The organism is Dyadobacter ginsengisoli DSM 21015 (assembly GCF_059568735.1).
Genome location: NZ_JCANTY010000001.1, coordinates 498,685 through 520,438, shown reverse-complemented (window position 1 = coordinate 520,438; position 21,754 = coordinate 498,685). Strand labels below are relative to the sequence as shown.

General features: G+C 53.0%; 11 protein-coding genes. 7 read left to right on the top strand and 4 right to left on the bottom strand.

What is annotated here, in order from left to right:
• Positions 1-10 precede the first annotated feature (10 nt).
• From BP71_RS01660 to BP71_RS01630, 7 genes are all read left to right on the top strand, one after another.
• The gene (locus BP71_RS01660; protein WP_496375922.1) at positions 11-361 is read left to right on the top strand and encodes an L-rhamnose mutarotase; all 351 of its coding nucleotides are present in this window, start codon (positions 11-13) and stop codon (positions 359-361) included.
• Positions 358-1,620 (top strand): L-fucose:H+ symporter permease, encoded by a 1,263-nt coding sequence (gene fucP, locus BP71_RS01655; protein WP_496375920.1) that lies wholly within the window; start codon positions 358-360, stop codon positions 1,618-1,620. The genes BP71_RS01660 and fucP overlap by 4 nt, the downstream gene beginning before the upstream one ends.
• 28 nt (positions 1,621-1,648) lie before the next feature.
• Positions 1,649-3,379 carry an alpha-L-fucosidase gene (locus BP71_RS01650; protein WP_496375918.1) on the top strand — a complete coding sequence of 577 codons (1,731 nt, stop codon included), beginning with the start codon at positions 1,649-1,651 and terminating at the stop codon, positions 3,377-3,379.
• Positions 3,380-3,417: 38 nt separating this feature from the next.
• Positions 3,418-4,770, top strand: a complete 1,353-nt coding sequence (locus BP71_RS01645) for an alpha-L-fucosidase (RefSeq protein WP_496375916.1) — start codon at positions 3,418-3,420, stop codon at positions 4,768-4,770.
• 218 nt (positions 4,771-4,988) lie between these two features.
• Positions 4,989-7,994 (top strand): SusC/RagA family TonB-linked outer membrane protein, encoded by a 3,006-nt coding sequence (locus BP71_RS01640; protein WP_496375914.1) that lies wholly within the window; start codon positions 4,989-4,991, stop codon positions 7,992-7,994.
• A 10-nt stretch (positions 7,995-8,004) separates the two neighbouring features.
• Complete coding sequence (locus tag BP71_RS01635; protein WP_496375912.1) at positions 8,005-9,567, top strand: RagB/SusD family nutrient uptake outer membrane protein; 1,563 nt, start codon at positions 8,005-8,007, stop codon at positions 9,565-9,567.
• A 153-nt stretch (positions 9,568-9,720) separates the two neighbouring features.
• A complete protein-coding gene (locus BP71_RS01630; RefSeq protein ID WP_496375910.1) occupies positions 9,721-13,290 on the top strand; it encodes a VCBS repeat-containing protein in 3,570 nt (1,189 codons plus the stop codon).
• A gap of 52 nt (positions 13,291-13,342) precedes the next feature.
• Here BP71_RS01630 and BP71_RS01625 read toward each other — a convergent pair whose 3' ends face one another.
• The 4 genes from BP71_RS01625 to BP71_RS01610 all read right to left on the bottom strand — a co-directional run bounded on the left by BP71_RS01625 (position 13,343) and on the right by BP71_RS01610 (position 21,623).
• On the bottom strand, positions 13,343-14,284 hold the full coding sequence (locus BP71_RS01625; protein ID WP_496375908.1) for a sugar phosphate isomerase/epimerase family protein: 942 nt from the start codon (positions 14,282-14,284) through the stop codon (positions 13,343-13,345).
• Positions 14,285-14,296: 12 nt separating this feature from the next.
• The gene (locus BP71_RS01620; protein ID WP_496375906.1) at positions 14,297-17,194 is read right to left on the bottom strand and encodes a PQQ-dependent sugar dehydrogenase; all 2,898 of its coding nucleotides are present in this window, start codon (positions 17,192-17,194) and stop codon (positions 14,297-14,299) included.
• A 92-nt stretch (positions 17,195-17,286) separates the two neighbouring features.
• Positions 17,287-20,232 carry a TonB-dependent receptor domain-containing protein gene (locus BP71_RS01615; RefSeq protein WP_496375904.1) on the bottom strand — a complete coding sequence of 982 codons (2,946 nt, stop codon included), beginning with the start codon at positions 20,230-20,232 and terminating at the stop codon, positions 17,287-17,289.
• Between the two features lie 203 nt (positions 20,233-20,435).
• Positions 20,436-21,623, bottom strand: coding sequence for a FecR family protein (locus tag BP71_RS01610; RefSeq protein WP_496375902.1), 1,188 nt, complete (start codon positions 21,621-21,623; stop codon positions 20,436-20,438).
• Between the last annotated feature and the right edge of the window lie 131 nt (positions 21,624-21,754).

Genomic DNA, 21,754 nt, shown 5'->3' with positions numbered 1-21,754 from the left:
AAGAATGGCAATGAAAAGAACCTGCATGGCCCTGGACCTGGTCGACGATGCGGAACTGATCGCGTTGTACGAACACCACCATAAGCCGGGGAATATCTGGCCGGAGATCCCGGCGGGCATTCGTGACGCGGGCATTATAGACATGCAGATATACCGCATTGGTACACACCTGTTTATGATCGTCGACCACGAAGACAGTACCGATCTGAAAACCGCATTCGAGAAAATGGGGACAATGCCCCGTCAGAGCGAATGGGCCATGTGGATGGCCGGCTTTCAGCAAAAACTCCCCGAAGCGGGCCCGGATGAGCATTGGGCGACGATGAAACCCGTTTTTTTACTTAATGTGCATTTGAAATGAAAAACAGCAAAAGTGTAGTGGTGCCCCTGCTGGTGGTCATGAGCCTGATGCTGATCTGGAACCTCAGCCGGAACATCAACGATGTGCTCATCCCGCATTTGAAAAGGGCTTGCCAGCTGACCGATTTCCAGTCCTCGCTTGTGCAGTCGGCCTTCTTTGGCGGATACTTTCTACTGGCATTGCCCGTGGGCCAGTTTATTGGCAGGTACGGCTACAAAGCGGGCATGGTCACCGGCCTGCTTACAGCTGCCGCGGGTGCATTCCTTTTTTTCCCCGCCGCCGATATGCGCTACTATCCGCTTTTTCTAATGGCGTTGTTCATTATGGCGGCAGGTTTTACATTCCTGGAAGTAACTGCTACGCCCTACATTTCGGTCCTGGGCGACCCGGAGCGTGCTTCCAGCCGGCTAAGCCTTGCCTCGGCAGTAGGTTCCGTGGGGGCAACACTGGGGCCATTCATCGGCAGCCGCTTTCTGCTGCATGCGAAGGAAACTTCCCCGGCGGAAGTGGCGCAATTCAGTCCTGCCCAACTGGCGGATTACCTGAATGCCGAAGCGCAGCTGGTTAAAACGCCCTATCTGAGCCTTGGTGCATTGTTCGTCGTCATCGGTTTTTTACTTTACCTCATTCAGTTACCCAAAATCGAAGGAGAAGAAGGACGCGCCGGCAGCATCCGGGACGTGTTGAAATTCAGGCATACTGTGCTGGGTGCATTGGGTGTATTCTGCTACCTGGGCGCCGAAGTCGGCATCGTGAGCTTTCTGATCCGCTATGCCAAATCGTCGGGGATACCGGGGCTGACGGAACAGAGCGCCGCGTTGTTCATTACCTTGTATATGGCACTGGTGCTGGCAGGACGGCTGGCCGGTGCCTATTGGCTCAGGAGCGTGAATCCGCCGGGGATGCTGGCATTCTGTTCGTTGTCGGCGCTGGTACTGGTGGGCATTTCCATGACAACCACGGGCTATATATCCGTGTATGCATTGTCGCTGGTCGGCCTGTTCACATCGGTCATGTACCCTATCCTTTTCACACTCAGCATCAAAAATTTAGGGATTTATACCAAAACCGGCTCTTCGCTGATCATCATGAGCATTGTGGGCGGGGCTGTAATTCCACCGGTAATGGGGCTGTTGTCCGATGCATTCGGGATCAAACAGGCATTCGTCGTGCCGGTAATGTGCTATATCTACCTCGTGTATTACGCACGGGCAGGACATATGGTCATACGGGCAAGGGCTGGTGTTACGCAGGCATAAGAAAAGCATTGATTTGAAATTGATACCTATGAAGAAAACAGTACTTGCATGGTTGCTGCTCGGGATCGGGCTACCAGGGATTTCACAAAACGAAATACCCAAAGCCCAGCGCCTCCAATGGTGGCAGGATGCCAAAATGGGCCTTTTTATTCACTGGGGGCCGGTTTCCCGTATCGGAAAGGAAATCAGCTGGTCGCGCGAAGGTTATGGCAAAGCAAAATACGACGCACTCTACCGCGATTTCAACCCTACCCGCTTCAATGCAAAGGAATGGGTGGCGCTGGCAAAGGCTTCGGGCATGAAGTATATGGTGCTTACCGCTAAGCACCACGACGGATTCTCGCTTTTTGACACCAGAACCAACGACTACAACATCATGCACACGCCGTTTGGCCGCGATGTGTGCAAAGAGCTGGCCCAGGCCGCGCACGAAGCCCACATGCCCATCGGCTGGTATTTTTCCGTTGCCGACTGGAAAGACCCCGATTGCCGCAACCCCGAAACCAACGGCGTTTTTGCCGACCGCGTACTCGAACAGGTACGCGAACTGCTGAGCAACTATGGAAAAATCAGCCTGCTATGGATCGACTATGAAGGCTGGCCGACGCCGGTAGAACCCAAAAAAGTATACGACCTTGCCAGAAAACTGCAACCGGAAATCATCATCAATAACCGTCTCGAACCCTTCACGCCCGACGAGTCGCACGCCTACATTGGAAAATACGCGGATTACGCTACACCCGAGGGCTTCGTGGCCGGCTACGGCAAGGTGCCCTGGGAAACCTGTACCAACATGGGCCACCAATGGGCCTGGAAGTTCGGGGACCATCCGCGCAGCCTGAAAGAGTCCGTGCATACGCTCCTGCGCTGCGTAGGCGGGAACGGGAACCTGCTCTTCAACATCGGTCCGGACAGCACCGGTGTTTTCCCGGCAGACTTTGCCGCCCGGGCGCGGGAAATGGGTAGCTGGATCTCCAAAAATCAGGAAGCTATTTACAATACCAGAGGCGGCGTGTTCACCCCCGCAGCAGATTATGTGAGTTCTTTCAAAGGCAACAAAACATATGTGCATTTGCTGAACGCCGGTAAAACCGAACTCGCCTTGCCGCCCATCCCGGCAAAAGTCACCAAGGCCACATTGCTGGACGGGACGATCATCCCATTCAAACAGTCGGGCAAGTCGGTAAACCTCAGCTTCCCGGCGGGAAAAATCGACTCCATTGCCACCATCGCCGTGCTGACGCTGGACAGGAATGCAGCAACTATGGCCCCCGTGATCCCCTTCCCCACCAGCGGTTCGATAGCCTATGCACAAAAGTCGGCTGCGTCGAGCTCCGTCGGTCAGTTTTACCACGACCCGGCGGCTGCATTTGACGATAATCCCAGAACCGCCTGGAAGATAGGCCGCCGGAAGGACGTCGACTTCTCCAAGTTTTATGGTAAAAACCTGCATTACCAGTCGCCGGAGATCATGGCTTTGTACGAACCGTCCGGCTGGCTGGAAGTGGATCTCGGACAGCCGCAGCTGATAGGGCGCATCAAACTCGGAGAATCGAAATATGGATCATCCGAGGTCCGGAAGTTTGAGGTGCTGTACCAGAAAGGCGCCCAATGGGTTTCGCTCGCGCAGGGCACAAAAATGGGTGAATGGGACAAAACAGTGGAGCCCGTCAAAGCGCAGAAATTCAGGCTGGCGATACAGGATTACCATGGCTATTTCGGAGTAAACGAGTTTCAGTTATACCCGCCCGGAAAGTAGCCGACACAGGACGTGTTATTCAAATTAAAATATTCGTAATGAATCAGTTAAAATTCATAATCTGTTCCCTATGGTTGTTATTTGCCGCGTTCAGCGGCCAGGCGCAGCTGCGTGGCGGCGGTGAAGCCAACCCGAACCTGCACCCCGATCCGCAGGCGCTGGCCCGCTTTCGCTACAACAAGTTCGGTATGTTCCTGCATTGGGGGCCAGTCACATTGCGCGGTACTGAAATCGGCTGGTCACGCGGTAAGGCTGTACCCATCTCCGACTATGACAACCTCTACAAGGAATTCAACCCACTCCTGTTCGACGCCGACCAGTGGATCAAAACCGCCCGGGAAGCAGGCGTAAAATACTTCATCATCACGGCCAAACACCACGACGGCTTTTGTCTCTGGGATTCCAAATTCACGGAATACGACATCATGTCGACACCCTACAAAAAGGACGTCGTGAAAGCGCTGGCCAACGCCTGTAAAAAGTACGATGTGGATTTCGGCATCTACTACTCCATCGCCGACTGGCACCATCCCGACTATGCTACCCGATATGGCGGCGACCCGCGGCCGGTTGCCGAGTCGGTCATGCCCCGGTACCTGCAATACATGCGCGATCAGCTGAAAGAGATCATCACCAACTATGATCCGAAAGTACTCTGGTTCGACGGCAGCTGGGAAGAATGCTTCACCCACGAAATGGGCATGGAACTTTACGCTTACCTGCACACGCTCAAAAAAGACCTGATCATCAATGACCGGATCGACAAGGGTTTTCAGGGAATTGAAGAACAGCGCCACGCCAATCAGCACATTTACGCGGGCGATTATGGCACGCCGGAGCAACGTATCGGCACCTATGATGTGGACAATGCCTGGGAAACCTGCATGACGATCTGCAACCAATGGGCATGGAAACCGAACGATCAGATGAAACCGCTCGAAACCAGCCTCGAAACGCTGATCCGCACTGCCGGTGGCGGCGGTAACCTGCTGTATAATGTAGGTCCCATGCCCGACGGCCGGTTCGAGCAACGCCAGACCGACATGCTGCTGCAAATGGGTGAATGGATGAAACGCAACGGAAATGCGGTTTATGGCACCCGTGGCGGTCCTTACGAGCCTACTGCCGATTTCGTTTCCACCCGCAAAGGCAAAAACATTTTCATCCACATCCTGAACAAAGACCTCACCGCGCTCACCCTGCCGATCCCTCAGAAACTGAAAATAATCCGGGCCACCTACCTGGATGACGGGAAAAGCCTGCAACCGGATATCCGGAACGGCATCCTGAAACTGACCTTGGAAAACGGCCGGACATTGCCCCGCGTGCTGGTCCTGGAAACCTCCGAGGACGTCGTGGCGATGCCGACGATCCCCAGAAACAATTACTAAATCTAAACCCCGTTCCCGATGCCTATGATGATACACAAAAACTTTTCAGCCTGTAATTAAGCGGACCAGCAGGGCGACTGCCCGAGGTTCCCGACTACAATAGGGTCCATCCAGCGACGGATGGCAGGTGGGATTTTCACGTCTATTTTTTGAATTGAATAAATCAATTAAAAATTATGAAAATACACATAAATCGATTACAACTCTTTCCCAAACCTATGAGAAATCTTTTTACTTTTTTCCTGATCCTGGTCGCGGCGCTCGGCAGCGTTTCCAAGGCGGAGGCTGCCCGTGACGTACGCGGTCAGGTCAGGGAGCGCGACGGCGGAGTGCTTCCGGGCGTGAGCATTGTGATCAAAGGTACCCAGCGCGGTACGGTCACCAACGAAAAAGGCGAGTTTACCCTCGACGTCCAGCCGCAGGATTCTGTGCTTGTTTTCAGTTTCGTGGGCTACCAGACGCTCGAAGAGACCATCGGCGGCCGCTCCCAGATCACTGTGGAACTGGCAGTGGAAGACAAGTCATTGAACGAGATCGTGGTCGTGGGCTACGGTAGTCAGAAAAAGGCGGATATTACCGGGGCCGTCGGCAGTGTCAAAGGCAGCGAACTCAAAGCCGTAAGCGCCGGCGATGCGTCCAGCCTTTTGCTGGGCCGGATGGCGGGTGTGGTGGTGCAGAATGGCGGCAGCGCGCCGGGGCAGGCACCGGCCGTCGTGATACGAGGCACGGGTACCTTCGGGAACGACCAGCCGCTTTACGTCGTCGACGGTATGATCACGAACTCGATGGGCTTCGTTAATCCGAATGATATCGAATCCATCGAAGTACTGAAAGACGCTTCGGCAGCCGCCATTTACGGAAGCCGCGCAGCCAACGGCGTGGTGCTGATCACGACCAAGTCCGGGACTTCGGGCGATATCAAAATCAGCCTGAATGTGAAAGCAGGTATCCAGACGCCGACCAAAAAACTGAAATTCCTGGATGCGCGCCAGTATGCCGATTGGAACAACCTCGCGCACGACAACGACGGATTGCCACGCGCACCCGGTAACGACGCGCAGTTCAATCCGGCGATCAATACCGACTGGCAGGACCTTTCCATCGGCTCGGCACCGCTTACCGACTATAACCTAAGCCTTTCCGGCGGCGGCAAGAACGCGAAATTCTTTATTTCTGGACAGTATTTTGATCAGAAAGGTATAGTGGTGGATTCCCGTTTCAAACGCTATAACCTGCGGGCCAACTCTACTTTCACCAAAGGCAGGTTCAAATTCACGGAATCGCTTTCCGCTTCCCGGAGCGTGAACAACCCTAATACCTATTTCGGCAGGGAAACCGGCGAGCTGCCGACGATGCCGGTGTACGATGCGAGTAAAAAAGGTGGCTTTGGGGGTCTTGAACCCGCTTTTGCAGGTGTATCTCGGGTGGTGAACTGGTACGGTGCTGCCAAGCTGAACAATAATCTCTACACCAATGACCAGGTACTTGGTAATGTCGGCCTCGAATATGAAATCCTCAAAGGTTTGAAATACAAAATGAATGTGGGGCTCGACTATGGTGTCAACCATTCCTATGAATTCACGCCGGCTTTCTTTTTCAGCGGGTCCATCGAGGCATTCAACGACCAGGCCGACCTGCGCGAGAACATTATCCGCAACCTCACGACGCTGATCGAGCATACTTTGACCTACAACAGATCCTTCGGCGACCATAACTTCGAGCTGCTGGCCGGTTACACATCACAAACCGGTACAGCCCGGAGCCTCGGGGCAGGTGCCACGGATTTCCCCTCCGACGGACTAAGCGTGGTCAATGCGGCTTTGAACCGGAACGTGAATACAACGGGCGACTTGCAGGAGTTTGCATTGCAATCGGTGCTGGGCAGGTTGAATTACAATTACAAATCGAAATACCTGCTGAGCGCGACCATCCGCCGTGATGGTTCTTCCAAGTTTTTGTATCCCAAAAATACGTTCGCCACATTCCCTTCCTTCTCGCTGGGATGGCGGGTGAGCGAAGAAGCATTTTTCCCGAAAGGTGCCGTGGTAAGCGACGTTAAATTACGCGGAAGTTATGGAACACTCGGCTCCCAGAATATCTCGAACTACCTAACCTCCTCGGTCCTGAATGTGAACACCGACTATTATTTCGCGGGCGGCGTGCAGCCGGGGATCGGCCTGACCAACTTCTCCAATCCGGACATCAGATGGGAGTCAACCAAAACCACCGATTTCGGCGCCGATGTAAGCCTTTTGAACAATGCGATCAATATCACGGCGGATTATTTCAATAAAAAATCCTTCGATATTCTCGCCAACATCCCGATCCCGATTTACGGGGGCGCAGGCAGTACCCTGACAAAGAATGCCGCGACGATCAACAACCGCGGGTTTGAGGTAGCAGTGACCTACAACCGCGCCGCAAGCTCGAAAGACGGCTTCAAGTACAGCCTCACGGGCTCGTTCACGAGTATCCGCAACCGGGTCGTGAGCCTGGGCGACGGGGTGACGCCTATTACCGGCGGCGGCTTCACCCAGCAATCCCTCACGGCCACGCGTACGGATGTGGGCCAGCCTGTGGGCAGTTTCTGGGGATATGAAGTGTTGGGTATTTATCAAAGTACTCAGGAAGCGATCGACGACGGTCGTCCTGAGGCAAGGGCGGGTGATTTCAAATTCAGCAAAACGCAGGGCTGGCTCGGCAGTCCGTTCCCGAAATTCAACTACGGCGTTTCCGGTAACGGCTCCTGGAAAAATTTCGACATCAGCCTGTTCTTCCAGGGTGTGAGCGGCAATAAGATCTGGAATGCGAAACGGTTCCAGCATATTCTGGATTATGGCAGCAACAAGTTCCCCGACGTGCTCCGGGCCTGGACGCCACAAAACACGAATACCGACATTCCCCGCGTGACCCAAACGGATCCGGCGAACAACAAACGGTCTTCATCCTTCTATGTCGAAGACGGTTCTTACCTACGTCTCAAAAACATCACGATCGGCTATTCACTGCCGCAATCCGTCCTCCAGGCGGCCAAGATCAGCGCCGCCCGCTTCTATATCAGCGCACAGAACATCCTGACATTCACTAAATACAGTGGCTACGATCCTGAAATCGGGCGCAACAGCAGCACGGCTTACCAGAGCGGGCTTTTCAGCAACGGTGTCGACATCCAGGCTTATCCCAATGCCAAGCTGGTCAGTGTTGGTGTGGATCTAACTTTCTAAAATGCTCACTATGAAACCGATATTCCAAAACACGAAATGGACCAGGGCATTGAACCCGGTCTCCCTGTTTATGATCATGGTGCTGGTGATGGTCAATTGCAACAAGAAGGACCTCGACCTCACCAACCCCAATAACCTGAGCGTACAGAGCTTCTGGAAAACAGCCGACGACGCCGAAAAAGGGCTGGTAGCCTGTTACGGGCCACTTACGACTATCCAGGGATGGGGCCGGATGCTTGGGGCATTGCTCACCATCCACCGGGGTGACGATGTGAACCCGTTCCCGTTTCCGGCCGTCAACGACCCCGGCACGTTCTCCACCGTCAGCAGCGACGGGCGTGTGAATGAGGGCTGGACCGAGCTGAATGCCATCGTAGCCAGAGCCAACGCGGTACTTTTCTATGTGCCCGACATCGGCATGGACGAAACCCGTAAAAAGCAGATCCTCGGCGAAGCCTCGTTCCTGCGTGCGTTGGCACATTTCTACCTGCTCAACATGTGGGGCCATATTCCATTGATCACCAAACCCATTGAAACGCTCGATGACCTGTTCATAGACCAGGCCCCGCAAGCGGATGTGTGGGCATCGATCATCAATGATGCGAAGGCTGCGCAGGCTGCATTACCCGAAACCGTCGATCCGAAGGACATCGGGCGGGCGACCTGGGGAGCAGCTACCGCATTGCTCGGCAAGGCGTTGCTTTTCAACAAAGACTGGACGGGTGCCGCGGCGGAGTTTAAAAAGATCGTCGACAAGCCCAATCTGTACAGTCTGGTCGCCAACTACCAGGACAATTTCATGGCCGCTACCAACAACAACACCGAGTCGATATGGGAACTGCAATACCAGAGCACCCCGAATGGCAACTGGGGCACCAGCGGCACGGCCAACCCGTTGCGTGGCCAGGGCTGGGAGTCGGACGTCGCGCCGGCAGGTTACACCAGCCAGGGTAGCGTGTCGGTCAACAAATGGGTGTATGACCTGTTTATGAAGCAAAAAACCAAAGACGGCAAGATCGACCCACGTGCTTATGCGACCATTATCTGGAATTACCCGGGTGCCAAGGTTTACAAGGATGATTTTTCCAAAGTCATGACGGGCGCTAACCTCAACAATTTCTGGGTGCGCAAATACCTGAATTTCGACCGGGAAAGTGCGAGTGTACCTGGTTCATGGGGGTACCCGAACAACAACCGCCGGATGATCCGTCTTGCCGATGTGCTGCTGATGTACGCCGAAGCGATCAACGAAGCATCGGGCCCGAACGCGGCGGCATACGCGGCGATCAACCGTGTACGGGCACGTGCAGGAATGCCCGACATTCCCGCAGGCCTGAGCCAGGCGGCTTTCCGTGACGCCGTGCGGGACGAAAGGGTATTGGAACTGTCGCTGGAAGGCGACCGGGTGTTCGATCTCCTGCGCTGGGGAAATATGGCCGAGCATTTCAAGGCACACCCTGAATACCGCTCCAACAGCGGGGCTGTATTCGTAAAAGGCAAACACGAATACCTGCCGATCCCGATCAATGACATCGGTGCCAATCCGAAGTTGAATCAAAATGAGGGTTATTAATAGGTGAACAGTCTTTCGGTGGGCGGCGCTTTCCACGCAACGGTACTGCCCACCGAAAGACTTGTATAAAAATACGTTCGTACAGAGGCGATCAACCATTTTTGTTCCGCTCGCGATATACATGCACCATTGCATTTTCCTATTTTCATTCCAATGCTAAAAAACTGTCTGTCCGGCATTCTTGCCCTGTTCATCACGCTGTTGCTCCCTGCCTGCGACCGCAGTGGCCCCGCATTGTTCAAAAAACTCCCTGCCAACCAGACTGGGATTCTTTTTAACAACACCGTTACCGAGAGCGACTCAGTGAATATCCTTAGCTATTACTACTGCTACAATGGCGGTGGCGTAGGTATCGCCGATTTCAACAACGACGGCTTGCAGGACGTGTTTTTTACAGGGAATATGGTATCCTCCAAACTCTATCTCAACAAGGGCAATATGGAGTTTGAGGACGTTACCGAAAAGGCAGGAGTAACAACCAAAGACTGGATCATGGGCGTATCGCTGGTGGATATCAATCACGATGGCTTCACGGACATTTACCTGAATGTAGCCGGGCCCGGACTTGCCGCCAAACACCATAATCTACTTTATATCAACCAAAAAAATCTCTCATTCCGCGAACAGGCGGCAGAATACGGACTTAACGACAGTTCCTACTGCGTACAATCGGCCTTTCTGGACTACGACCGCGACGGTGACCTGGACATGTACCTGCTTACCAACGACGTCGATAATGTGGAGAAAACCTTTATCCAACCTGCCTCCTACCCCATTACCCGCGGGCGCACGACCGATAAATTGTACGAGAATGTAGGCGATACGCTGGGGCACCCGCATTACCGCAACGTGTCCGCTCAGGCGGGCGTCATACAGGAAGGTTATGGCCTCGGCGTGGCCGTGGGTGACCTCAACGGCGACGGATGGCCGGATATTTACGCGGCGAATGATTTTATGCCCAACGACCAGCTGCTCTTCAACCAGCAAAACAAGACTTTCCGGGAAGCCGCCCGCGAAAGCATGCCCCACCAAACCTATAATGGCATGGGTGTGGACATCGAGGACATCAACAACGACGCCCGGCCCGACATCATGGTAATGGATATGCTGCCCGAAACCAACGAGCGACGTAAAACCATGATCGCGAAAGCCGACTACGAAAAACATTTCATGCGCCAGCGTGCGGGTTACGTGGACGAATTCATGCGCAATACCCTGCAACTGAACCAGGGCACCAATGCGGCAGGCACCACATTCTTCTCCGACATCGCCCAGCTCACCGGCATGCACGCCACCGACTGGAGCTGGGGCGTGCTCCTGGCCGATTACGATAACGACGGCCTCCGCGATGCCTACATTACCAATGGTTTTGCCAAAAACATCACCGACCTCGACTTCCTGGCCTATAACACCGACGCCAATATGTTCGGGACTGACGCGGTGCGCGCTAACCGCACCAAAGATCTGCTGGATGTTCTGAAAGGCGTAAAACTATCCAACTACATGTACCAAAACCAGGGCAACCTGGCCTTTGCAAATGCTACTAAACCCTGGGGACTGGAATATGATTCTTATTCCAATGGTGCGGCTTATGCGGACCTCGACAATGACGGCGACCTGGACCTGGTGGTGAATAATATCAATGAAAATGCATTTGTTTTTGAAAACACCGCAAATGCAGCCGAACACTCTCCGCATTACCTGCAATGTATTTTCAAGGGAAGTGAAAGAAACCCGGCAGGTGTAGGTACTGCAGTGACAGCCTATTTCGGCAAGCAACAGGTGTACAGCTATTTTTCGCCGGTCAAAGGCTATCTGTCCAGCATGAACGGGCCTTTGCACATCGGTTTGGGCCAAAACGATGTCATCGATTCCTTGAAAGTCGTGTGGCCGGATGGCAAATCGCAGGTGTTGAAATCGATCAGGACCAACCAGCGTCTGACATTGGAATATGTGAAAGCGACGGAGACAAAAATAGTCCAGCATACCCCTGCACCGCTTTTTACACAGGCAAACAGCGCTTACGACATCCGTTGGCGGCATTTCGAAAATGATTTCAACGACTTCATCGACGAACCGCTGCTGCTTTCCATGTATTCGAAAAAAGGGCCGGGTATCGCCATTGGTGATGCGGACAACCGGAACGGGGCCGATTTCTTCATCGGCGGAGCGGCCGGGATTCCCGGTACGCTATTTACCCAAACCGCCAAAGGCACATTCGAATCCAGGGCAATCAATAACGATGACGCCCGATTCGAAGATACCGGTGCGTTGTTTCTGGATACCGACAATGACGGCGACCAGGACCTGTACGTGGTCAGCGGCGGAAGCGATTTTAAGAATGATCTTTCCGGTTACGCGGACAGACTTTATACCAATGACGGGAAAGGCCATTTCAACCGTCAGACAAATGCATTGCCTGTAACGACTTCCAGCGGCAGCTCTGTCGTCGCGGCCGACTTTGACCGGGACGGCGATCTCGACCTTTTCCGGGCAGGAGCCCTGGTACCGGGCAACTACCCTGCGGCGCCACGGAGCTACCTTTTGCTAAACGAAAACGGCCATTTTAAAGACGTGACAAGCGAACGGGCACCGGAGCTGGCATTACCGGGTATGATCAATGCGGCTGTCTGGTCCGATTTCAATAATGACGGTTGGATTGATCTCATTGTCGCGGGGGAATGGATGTCGCCGCTTTTTTTCCAGAACAAAAACGGCAAGCTCGTCAACATAACAAGCGCTGTCGGTATCCTGAATATGAATGGCTGGTGGAGCAGCATTTACCCCGCCGACCTCGACAACGATGGCGATACCGACTACATCCTGGGTAACATGGGCGACAATGTCGATTACAGACCTCTGAAAAACAAACCATTAGAATTGTATCATGGAGATTTCGCAGGCAACGGAAAGCAAAAACCCCTTACGACCCAGTACGTGTTGGATCAGTCGGGCGAGCAAAAGGCATTTCCAATGGCTTACCGCGACGACCTTTTTCGCTCCATGCCCATTCTGAAAAAACGTTTCAATACCTACGAACCATACAGCCGGGCCAGGCTGGGCGATGTTTTCGACAGCGGGCTTATTACCCATGCCAAACACTTTACCACCGAAACTTTCCGGAGCTGTATCCTGGAAAATAAAGGCAACGGACAATTCGCCGTGCGGGCGCTGCCCATAGAAGCCCAGTTCTCCTGTGTGTACGGCATCCTGGTGGCCGATGTGGACGGCGATGGCCACATGGACATCCTCCTCACCGGCAATTCATTTTCCAACGAAGTGGTTTTCGGATCAATGGATGCTTCGTTGGGGCTCTTGCTCAAAGGAGACGGCAAACTGAGCTTCAACTCAGTTCCGGCCAGTCGGAGCGGTCTTTTCCTATCCGGGGCAACCCGCGGGCTCGGTTCGTTGTATGACCGGGACGGTCGCGCGTTGATGGTGGCGCCTTCCAATGCCGACAGCTTACGGGTATTTTCACTGGCCGGCGCCCCCAAAGCGAACATAGTCCGTCCGCTGGCAGCCGAAATCGGCGCTGAAATTCATTTCAAAAAGGGGAAGGTCGCTAAAAAAGAATTTTACTATGGAGCAGGCTACCTTTCGCAGCAGGAACGAGCAGTGGAAATGGGTGACGACATACGGGAGATCCGCTTTTTTGACATACATGGAAAAAGAACCCGTGTGGTATCACAAAATACGCCCCGGCTCGCGACAAGAAGCCGCTGACCGGGGCGATGTGGTGTATAGGCGCGTGCCTTCAACAACCAGTCTGCACGGATCAGGGCAGTATTTTTTGCAGGTTTTTGAAGCAGGTTTCTACCGTTTCCATTCCGGGTGCCAGGTCATATTCTACAAAGAAATATTTCAGGCCCGCGATCTCAGCCGCTTCGAAAATACGCTTAAACTCTACCACGCCGGTTCCAACCGCCGTAATGGTTGACAAATCGCTTTTTATATCCTTCACATGCCAAAGCGGAAAACGGCCCGGATGCTCCTTGAACAATGCAACCGGGTCTTTTTTCGCTTTCGTTGCCCAGGCGAGGTCGAGCTCCATTTTCACGAGATTCTTATCCGTTTGGGACAGAACCAGTTCATACGGCGTCTTGCCGCCATCCACGGGATCGAACTCCGTGGCGTGGTTATGGTAGGCAAAGCTAATGCCCGCCTTTTTCGCGGCTTCACCGGTTTTTTGGAAAACTTCAATGGAATTCTTAATCTCGTCTGTTGTGCTCACAGGCGTACTTGCGCACACGAGGTAGCTCAGCCCGGCCGAAGCTGCGTCGTCGATCAGTTGCTGATAATTGTCGCGCAGATTGAGCATGGGCGGGATAGTAATGGGCTTACCGTCGGAACCCAACGGCATCTTGCGTCCGGCCGGCATTTTGAACGGAGCGCCCAACGCGTGGTGTGCGCGCCAGGTCATTCCAAGCCCTTCCACGAGCGCCTTGAACTCCTTCGGCTCATAACCATAGTATTTACCCCGCGTGCTGAATGCAGATTCGATTTCTTTATACCCGATCTTCGCAATCTGTTCCAAAGTGCCTTTCGGGTCGGTATTCATTTTTTCAAACACCGTAAAAAGCTGGATACCAGCGGGCCTTGCCGCCAGGGTAATGCCCGCCTGCCGTGCGGCTTCCGCCAGCGACGGCAATATCAATGAACCGGCAGCCAGTGCTCCTGCCCGGGCAAGAAAGTCTCTTCTTTTTATACTATCACTCATTATTTCAATGGATTAAGGTTTGTTTTTAAACTTGATTTTGGAAAACGACATCAGCGGCTCAATCGGTTTCGCGTCCGTGTTACGGAATACCAGGTAGATGTCATGTTTTCCGGAGGTGGTTTGAACAGCAATGCGTACGGGTGGCGTCGCGAAACGGCTTCGTGGCGGAGCAGCAGGCGCTTTCGCCGGAGCAGAGCTTACAGTCGATGAACCTCCCGCCGCAGGAGCTGCTTCCTTTTTCCCATTCTCCAATTCGGCCATTACTTTGGTCATATCCACAGGCTTCGCAACCGATACTTTTTGCTGACCGATTAATGCGCCGGTTGGTGAGTCAAGTCTGATCTCGATGGTGCCGCCTACGCTTCCCTCACGCTGCTGCGCGGCTGCATTCAATTCCAGGGAATCGATGCCGGTGAGATCAATCGCCGGGAATGCGATGTAGCTGTTTTCAAATGCTACCACGCTGAAACCCAAGCCCGCCACGCCTAATGCTTTTGTTTCGACACCTTTGGTAATGGGTGCTTCGGCTGCATTAAGGTCCGGGCTACGGAGCACGATCATTTCCTCGGTAGTTTGTGCCGGAACTGCTTTTGTGGTTCCCACAGGACGGTCGGTATAAGCTGCACGGATGATCACAGAACCTTTTCCATTGTCGGCTTTCGGGATCTGCGGGGTGTATTGCCCCTGTAACGGCAGCGTTGACAGTGTTTTTTCAGTGCTGTTCAGAATGTACCTGACGATCACTTCCGCATCGGCGACGGGTAATGCAGGGTGGGCAGCCATTGCCACCTCGCCCCATACCCCCGAGCCGCCTTCAAGCACTTTTTTAACGAGTTTACCCAATGCGCCGGGATCGCCTTTATATTTATTGGAAATATCCGCAAAAGCGGGCCCCACCGACTTGGTAACGGGCTGGTGGCAAACCTTGCAGTCGCTTTTACCCATTAATGTCTGCGCAACCGCAAACTGCGTGGTCGCGTCGACACTGCGCTGGCTCTGAGCTACCTCGGCATAGTCGAAACCTTCCGAGGTGTAATCGATACTGACGGCCACCTGATCGGCCTTGATCTTACCGTCAGCAGTGCTGCCGTCCTCTTTGTCAGAAATGCCCACGGCATAATCAACGGGTTTTTTCGGGAAGAAAAAGGTGTTGTTACCATCCAGTTTAATGGCTACTTTGGGCGGCTCGTTACCCGCGATAATGCGTACCGACTGGCTATTGGCTGCGCCTTTGGTATCGGTTACCGTCAGGGTCGCGGTGTAGACGCCGGGTTTATCGAATTTTACAGATGGATTCTGCGTAGTAAAAATCCTGGGAGCAATACCGGGGCTGGTCACTTTCCAGCTATATTTCAATGCATCTCCATCAAAATCCTTTGTTCCTTTGGACGACAGAACTGTTTCAAACGGCACTTGCCCGCCTTTTTTTTCTGCCGCGGCTGCTACTACGGGTTTGCGGTTGCCACCATTGTACTCAATCCGCACCAGTCGCGAATTATCACTTTTACGGAACCAGTTGCTCCCGTATTCAAGGATATACAAATCACCATCCGGCCCGAACTTAATATCGATCGGTTGAACGGGGTGATAGCCAGGCAGCACGCGCTCCATCGACTCGTAATCGCCCTGCGCATTCATGGTAATGGCCATGATCCAGCCGCGCGAGAAGTCGGCAGCGATCCATTTGTTTTCGTAATAATCCGGCCACGGACGTTTCGGGTTTTTGAAATCCGAACGGTGGTAAACAGGTCCACCCGTTGCACTGCGCGAGCCGGAGCCGACGAGCGGGAATTTTTCGGACACACCATAAGGGTAATAAATAAAGCTTGGCGCAGTCGGGAACAGCTCTTTCAAACCGGTATTGTTCGGCGAAGTATTGATCAGACTTTTGGGATCTTTCTTTTCCCCCGGCTTATTATTGCCATAGTCAAAAACCGGGAAGGCCTGGTCGTTCCCTACAAACCAGGGCCAGCCGAAATTGCCCGGTTTGCGCGCCTGGTTCAATTCGTCATAACCGCGCGGACCGATTTCGGAATCCTCATTGGCATCCGGTCCCACTTCACCCCAATAGAGATAGCCCGTCTTGCTGTCGACTGAAATGCGCCAGGGGTTGCGGTGCCCCATCGAATAGATTTCCGGACGGGTTTTTGCAGTGCCTTTCGGATAGAGGTTACCTTCCGGAATCGTGTACGTGCCATTTGGCTCCGGATGGATACGGAGGATCTTGCCGCGTAAGTCATTGGTATTACCCGCGTGGCCCTGGTCATCCCAGCTCTCACGGCCCGGGCGTTCGTCGGTTTGCGCGGCGCGGTCGTTACCGGTATTGTTACCCACGGTCAGGTAGAGGTTACCCGCTTTGTCCCAGGTCATACCGCCGCCGGTATGGCAGCACACCTCACGCTGGGTGGTTACCTCGAGCATCACCTTCTTGGAACTTTCCACCAGTTGGTCGTCTACTATATCCCAGCGGGCCAGTACGTGTTTTTTCTCGGTCGGATGGGCGTAATAAAGGTATATCCAGTGGTTTTTTGCAAAACCCGGGTCCAGCGTGATACCCATCAGCCCCTCTTCCGCCTCGCGTGAAACCCCTTCCTTGCTGGTGTATTTTGTATTGACCGGGATTGTCGTGATTAATTCCGTTGTTTTCGTCGACGGGTTGAATTTTTTCAAAGCACCCTTCCGCTCGATAATGTAGGAGCTGCCGTCGGGCAACACCTCGAAGGCCATGGGTTCGTCGAGGTTATCAGCGAGGACAACCGGCGTGAAGCGGCTTTCATCGGGTTTGGTGACGGTGTCCTGCATTGTGAATGCAGCAAGGGCGGCCACTGTGATCAGTTTAAGAGACCAGCGGATTGACGGGACGAGGCTTAGGCGCGGAATCGGGAAAGGTTTGAGCATAGATATGTACATCAAGGTGAACCATTTATATTACTTTCATTGAATGCGCGTCAAAAGTCGGAAAGCAGGGGCCTGAGCCCCCACCCTCCTTTCATCCATCAGTATTAAAACTCGTAAGACAACGAGAGCCAGAAACTCCTCGGGAGAATCGTGCGCCCCGGCATCATTGTTCCTTTTTCCACGGCGTCAAAGTTGCGGAACTGGTCGCCGCGCACATCCCCTTCCGTCAGCACTCTTGCATTCAACAGGTTATCCACCCAAAATCTGGCATTGATCGCCTTGGTAAAATTGTAACCCGCACCGCCTTTCATGAGCACGTATGCCGGCAGCTTGTAGCTGTCGCTCGGTGCAGTAAAACGTGCGCCGATATAGTTTCCGGCCAGGTAAAGGTTCAGTTTCTTGTAGTCGTAGGTCGCCGACAGCTCGGTATTGAAAACCGGCACACGCTCCGTTCTTTTCCCCGTAAAGCTATAAGTGGTATCACCCAGGATCGCGACGATGGCCGAGTTCGTATTGGTATTCGCGGTATAATCCGTGTATTTCGAATCCTGCAAAGTGCCTGTCCAGCGCAGCCCGATCGATTTCGTCAGCTTGTAGGATGCTTCGAACTCCGCGCTGTACGTCCGGGTGGAGCCGAAGGCAACAAGGACCTGGTTACCCGAGGAAATGGTCGGCACGGTAATTGAAAGCGACACATTCTTGATCGCGGAATAGCTGGCAGAAGCAAACAGTGAAAAGTCGTTTTTGGCATACTTCACCCCCACTTCACCCAGGTACACAGGACGTTTCTTGATCTTCGCCGGATCGTATGCGGTCGCATTGTAATCCGCGATAGTAGGTGCATTGTAGGCGCGTGTAGCCCGTGCAAACAAGGCTGCTTCATTGCTGACCTTGTAATTCAAGCCGGCCGTTGCCGCCCAGTTGGTGATCGTTTCGGAATAATCGGTGTAACCCGCGATGGTAAGGCCTGCGCCCTTGGTATAATCGGGCGTGCCGTCTGTTTTGAATGCGTAAAATGGACGCTGGCCTGAAACATTCTGGTTATCCAGACGCGCACCGAGATCGAGGCGCCATTTCGGATTCAGCGTGATCTCATCCGAAGCGTAAGCCGACAATGTACGCGTGTCGCCTTTGATAGTTGCGAGGTTGGTAGCCGCAATTTTTGCGGCCGTTGGCGAGGTCAGCAGCCTTTTTGGATTTTCCTTGAACTCCTGCTGGTATGAAAAGTTGTAGTTCGGGCCGTCGTTGCGGTTGTATTGGTGGATACCCGCGCCCAAGCCTACATTATGGTTATTGAATGTCTTTTTAAAATCCAGGTAATCGACGATTTGCACATCCTTGCCCTGTTGGCCGATGCCGGTCACATTCACAATCCTGTCGCCCGCTTTCAAACCGGCTTCGCTGCCATCCAGGTAATAATAAGGTGTTGAGCCGTTATAGGTTGTAATGCCGGCCGGAATACCCGCGGTCACGCTGCGGTTGGTGCGCTGGTAGCGAAAGTTGTTGTTCACTTCCCAGCCATTGTCGAGCAGGTAGTTGAACTGGAAACCGCCCGATGCAAGTTTGGTATGGATACCGTCGGCAAAATCATAGTTACGCGTCACACCACCGGCGTCGGTATAGCTGAATTTGGTATCAATCGTCGCCAGCGACTGGGTTACCATGTCAAAATTGCTGGTTTTGGTAGGTTTACCGGTCCCGTCATAAGGATAGAAGCTGGTTAGCATCCATTGCACCTTGTCGTTCAGGTATTTACCATACACGCGCACAAAGCCTTTCTGGTTTTTGAAATTGAAAGTCATATTTCCTTTCAACTGACCGCCCTGGTTGGCTGTGTAGCCCGGCGGCACAATGCCTTTATCCGTGCGGAAGAACCCGCCGATGTTGTAACGGATGTGCTCGCTTACTTTGCCGCCCACATTGCCGTCGAGCCGGTAAAGGCCCTGCGAAAGGCCGGTCGTGGCTTTGAATTTACCATAGGTTTTATCGGCGCCGGTGTAGCTGAGGTTGTTGATCACCGCTCCCGGCGTATTCGCCATGACGATCGACGCATTACCTCCGCGCACGGCTTCGATGTTTTTAATGGTCAGATCTGTTTTATAATACTGATCCACAGACGGAATGGAATTGAAACCCGTGGGCAATACCGGAAGGCCATCTTCCATAATACCCAGAAAAATGTAGCCGCCCTGCTGCGGAAACCCGCGTACCCACACATTGCCCGGACCATCGCCCCCGGTACTTTCCACCGTCAGGCCGGGGATCGCTTTCAGGAGGTCGGTGCTGTTCAATGGTGCGCGGGTTTGAATGTCTTTGTTATTAATGGTCGTGATCGCTACGCTGCTTTCGATCTTCTTCTTCGGATTGCCGCCGGTTACCACAATCTCCTGCAATTGCAGAATGTCGTCCTTCATTTCAATGTTCAGCAACACATCCTGGCCCGATACCTGGATTGCCTTTTGCATTGCCGTAAAACCAATACTGGTAAAACTCAATGTATAAGCGCCGTCGGGGACGTCGGTAAAGCTGTAAGTTCCGTTCATGTCCGTCACCGCGCCGAGATTGTTGTAGCTCAGGATTACGGTTACCCCGCTGAGCGTTTCCCCCGACACGTCGGTGATCTTCCCCGAGACCGTGTAACCGGCTGCGCGGCTACGGATGCCCGTCGCCGACGTGGCCCCCGATTTGTCGGAGCGGCTGATGACGATCAGGTTGTCCGTCACACGGTAATGCAAGCCCAATGGTTTCAGGGTCTCATCCAGAACCTTGTACAGTGGTTTCTGACTCGCCCTGACAGTCACTTTACGCTCGCTGCCGATCATTTTCCCGCTGTATACAAACTTGCCGTTCACCTGCTTTTCCAGATTTCCCAACACATTTTCGATCTCCTGCTCCTGAATATCGACGGTTACTTTTTTGGACAAAAGTGCCTGCGCGTTGCCATCCGTCGCCCTGGCAGTACCAAGCGCCCACAACCCGACAAGTAAAAACTGGCACAGCGATATCCGCATGACACTTAAAATAAATTGAAACTTAAAAGCTTCTTTCATACATTTGACTGTTTTATTGAGGTAAGATTTTGATAAAACAATCCCCGTTATCCTTCTTTGGACGGATAGTATTTGCGGTCGAAAACAAATATGGGGATTCATGAGGGTCGGATATGTTGGTAGCATTGTCCGACTCTTTTTTTGTGGTTACTTTCTTCTATATACGCATTGGCATCGGGTTTGGTGGGGTTGAACAGGGTTTCCTAGCTTTTACAGCCTTTACTATAAATGACGATCTTGCCATCGAGCACTTCATACCTGGCTTCGATCACTTCGCAGAGAATGCTCAGCTTGTTGAACATCGTCTGTCCGGCCAGCGACGCTGTCACGGGGCAGCCTTTCATGACATCATGGCCGAAAATGATATCGATCTGGTAGGCTTCTTCAAGGTCGGTGAGTACAGTGGAAGCAGGCGCATTGACAAATTCGAATGTCTTGGGATTGCCGGAAGGCACGATTTCGGGATTATCGCTCAAAGTTCTGCGCATTTCGCTGCTCGCATGTTCGAATATCAGTTTCTGATTGGGCGTCAGCACGATGCCGTTGGGGGTTTTGGCCTGCGCATTCCTGCCCTCCATAAATTCCTTTTGTTTGAAAACAGAGACCTTCCCTTCCCGTACTTCAACCAACGTCTTATCCGAAGCGTCCTGCGCACGCACGAAAAAGCCGGTACCCAGTACTTTCGTCACGATATCCGTGGTGTGTACCAAGAATGGCCGCTTCGGATCCTTGGCCACCTGAAAATACGCGTCGCCCGACAAGTACACAGTACGCTGATCGGCCGGAAATGTTTCAGCAAAGCTCAGTTTGGAATGCGGATAAAGAACCACCTGACTTCCGTCTGCCAGTTTTATCACTTGCTGTTTGTCAGAGATATTGACACGCTCTGTAAGTTCTTTGCCCGAAATCAACCCGTTGTAACCGCAATTGACACAGTAATATTGCCAGCCAAGCCATCCGAGACCGATCGCCAGTACCGCGCAGGCAGCCAGTTTAAACCAAATACCCGAATACCAGCGCTTGTCAATTGGCCTCACCACACCAGCTCTCTTCGATTCAAAGCCAGCCTCTCCGGCTGACTTTTCTGACTCCCCGGCAAATACCGCCTCCACCACATGTCCATTCCGAAGCTGCCGTTTTTCAGCTCTAACGCGTTCCAGCAGCCCCTGAATTTCGATGTCGATCTCTGCTTCATCGATACTGGTACGATAATGACGATAAACGCCATCGAGCAGCTTCCGGGCCTGACGGATATCTTCCGACTGTTCCGGGTTTTCGTCCAGATATTTTTGCCAGAATACATTCTCCTGTGCTCCCTGATGTCTCACCCAACCCTGAAACCGGGCGTCGAGGACAAAATCTTCCAGGCTGTATTCTTGGTACTGATCCATGTTATAATTGTTTTCTAACTATACATAGGCAGCACCTGAATTGAAATAATCAAAATATTTCAAAAATATTTCAAAAAGTTGGGAGACGGAGGAAAGGGAGGAAGGGAAGGATGGAAGGAGGAAAGGGAGGA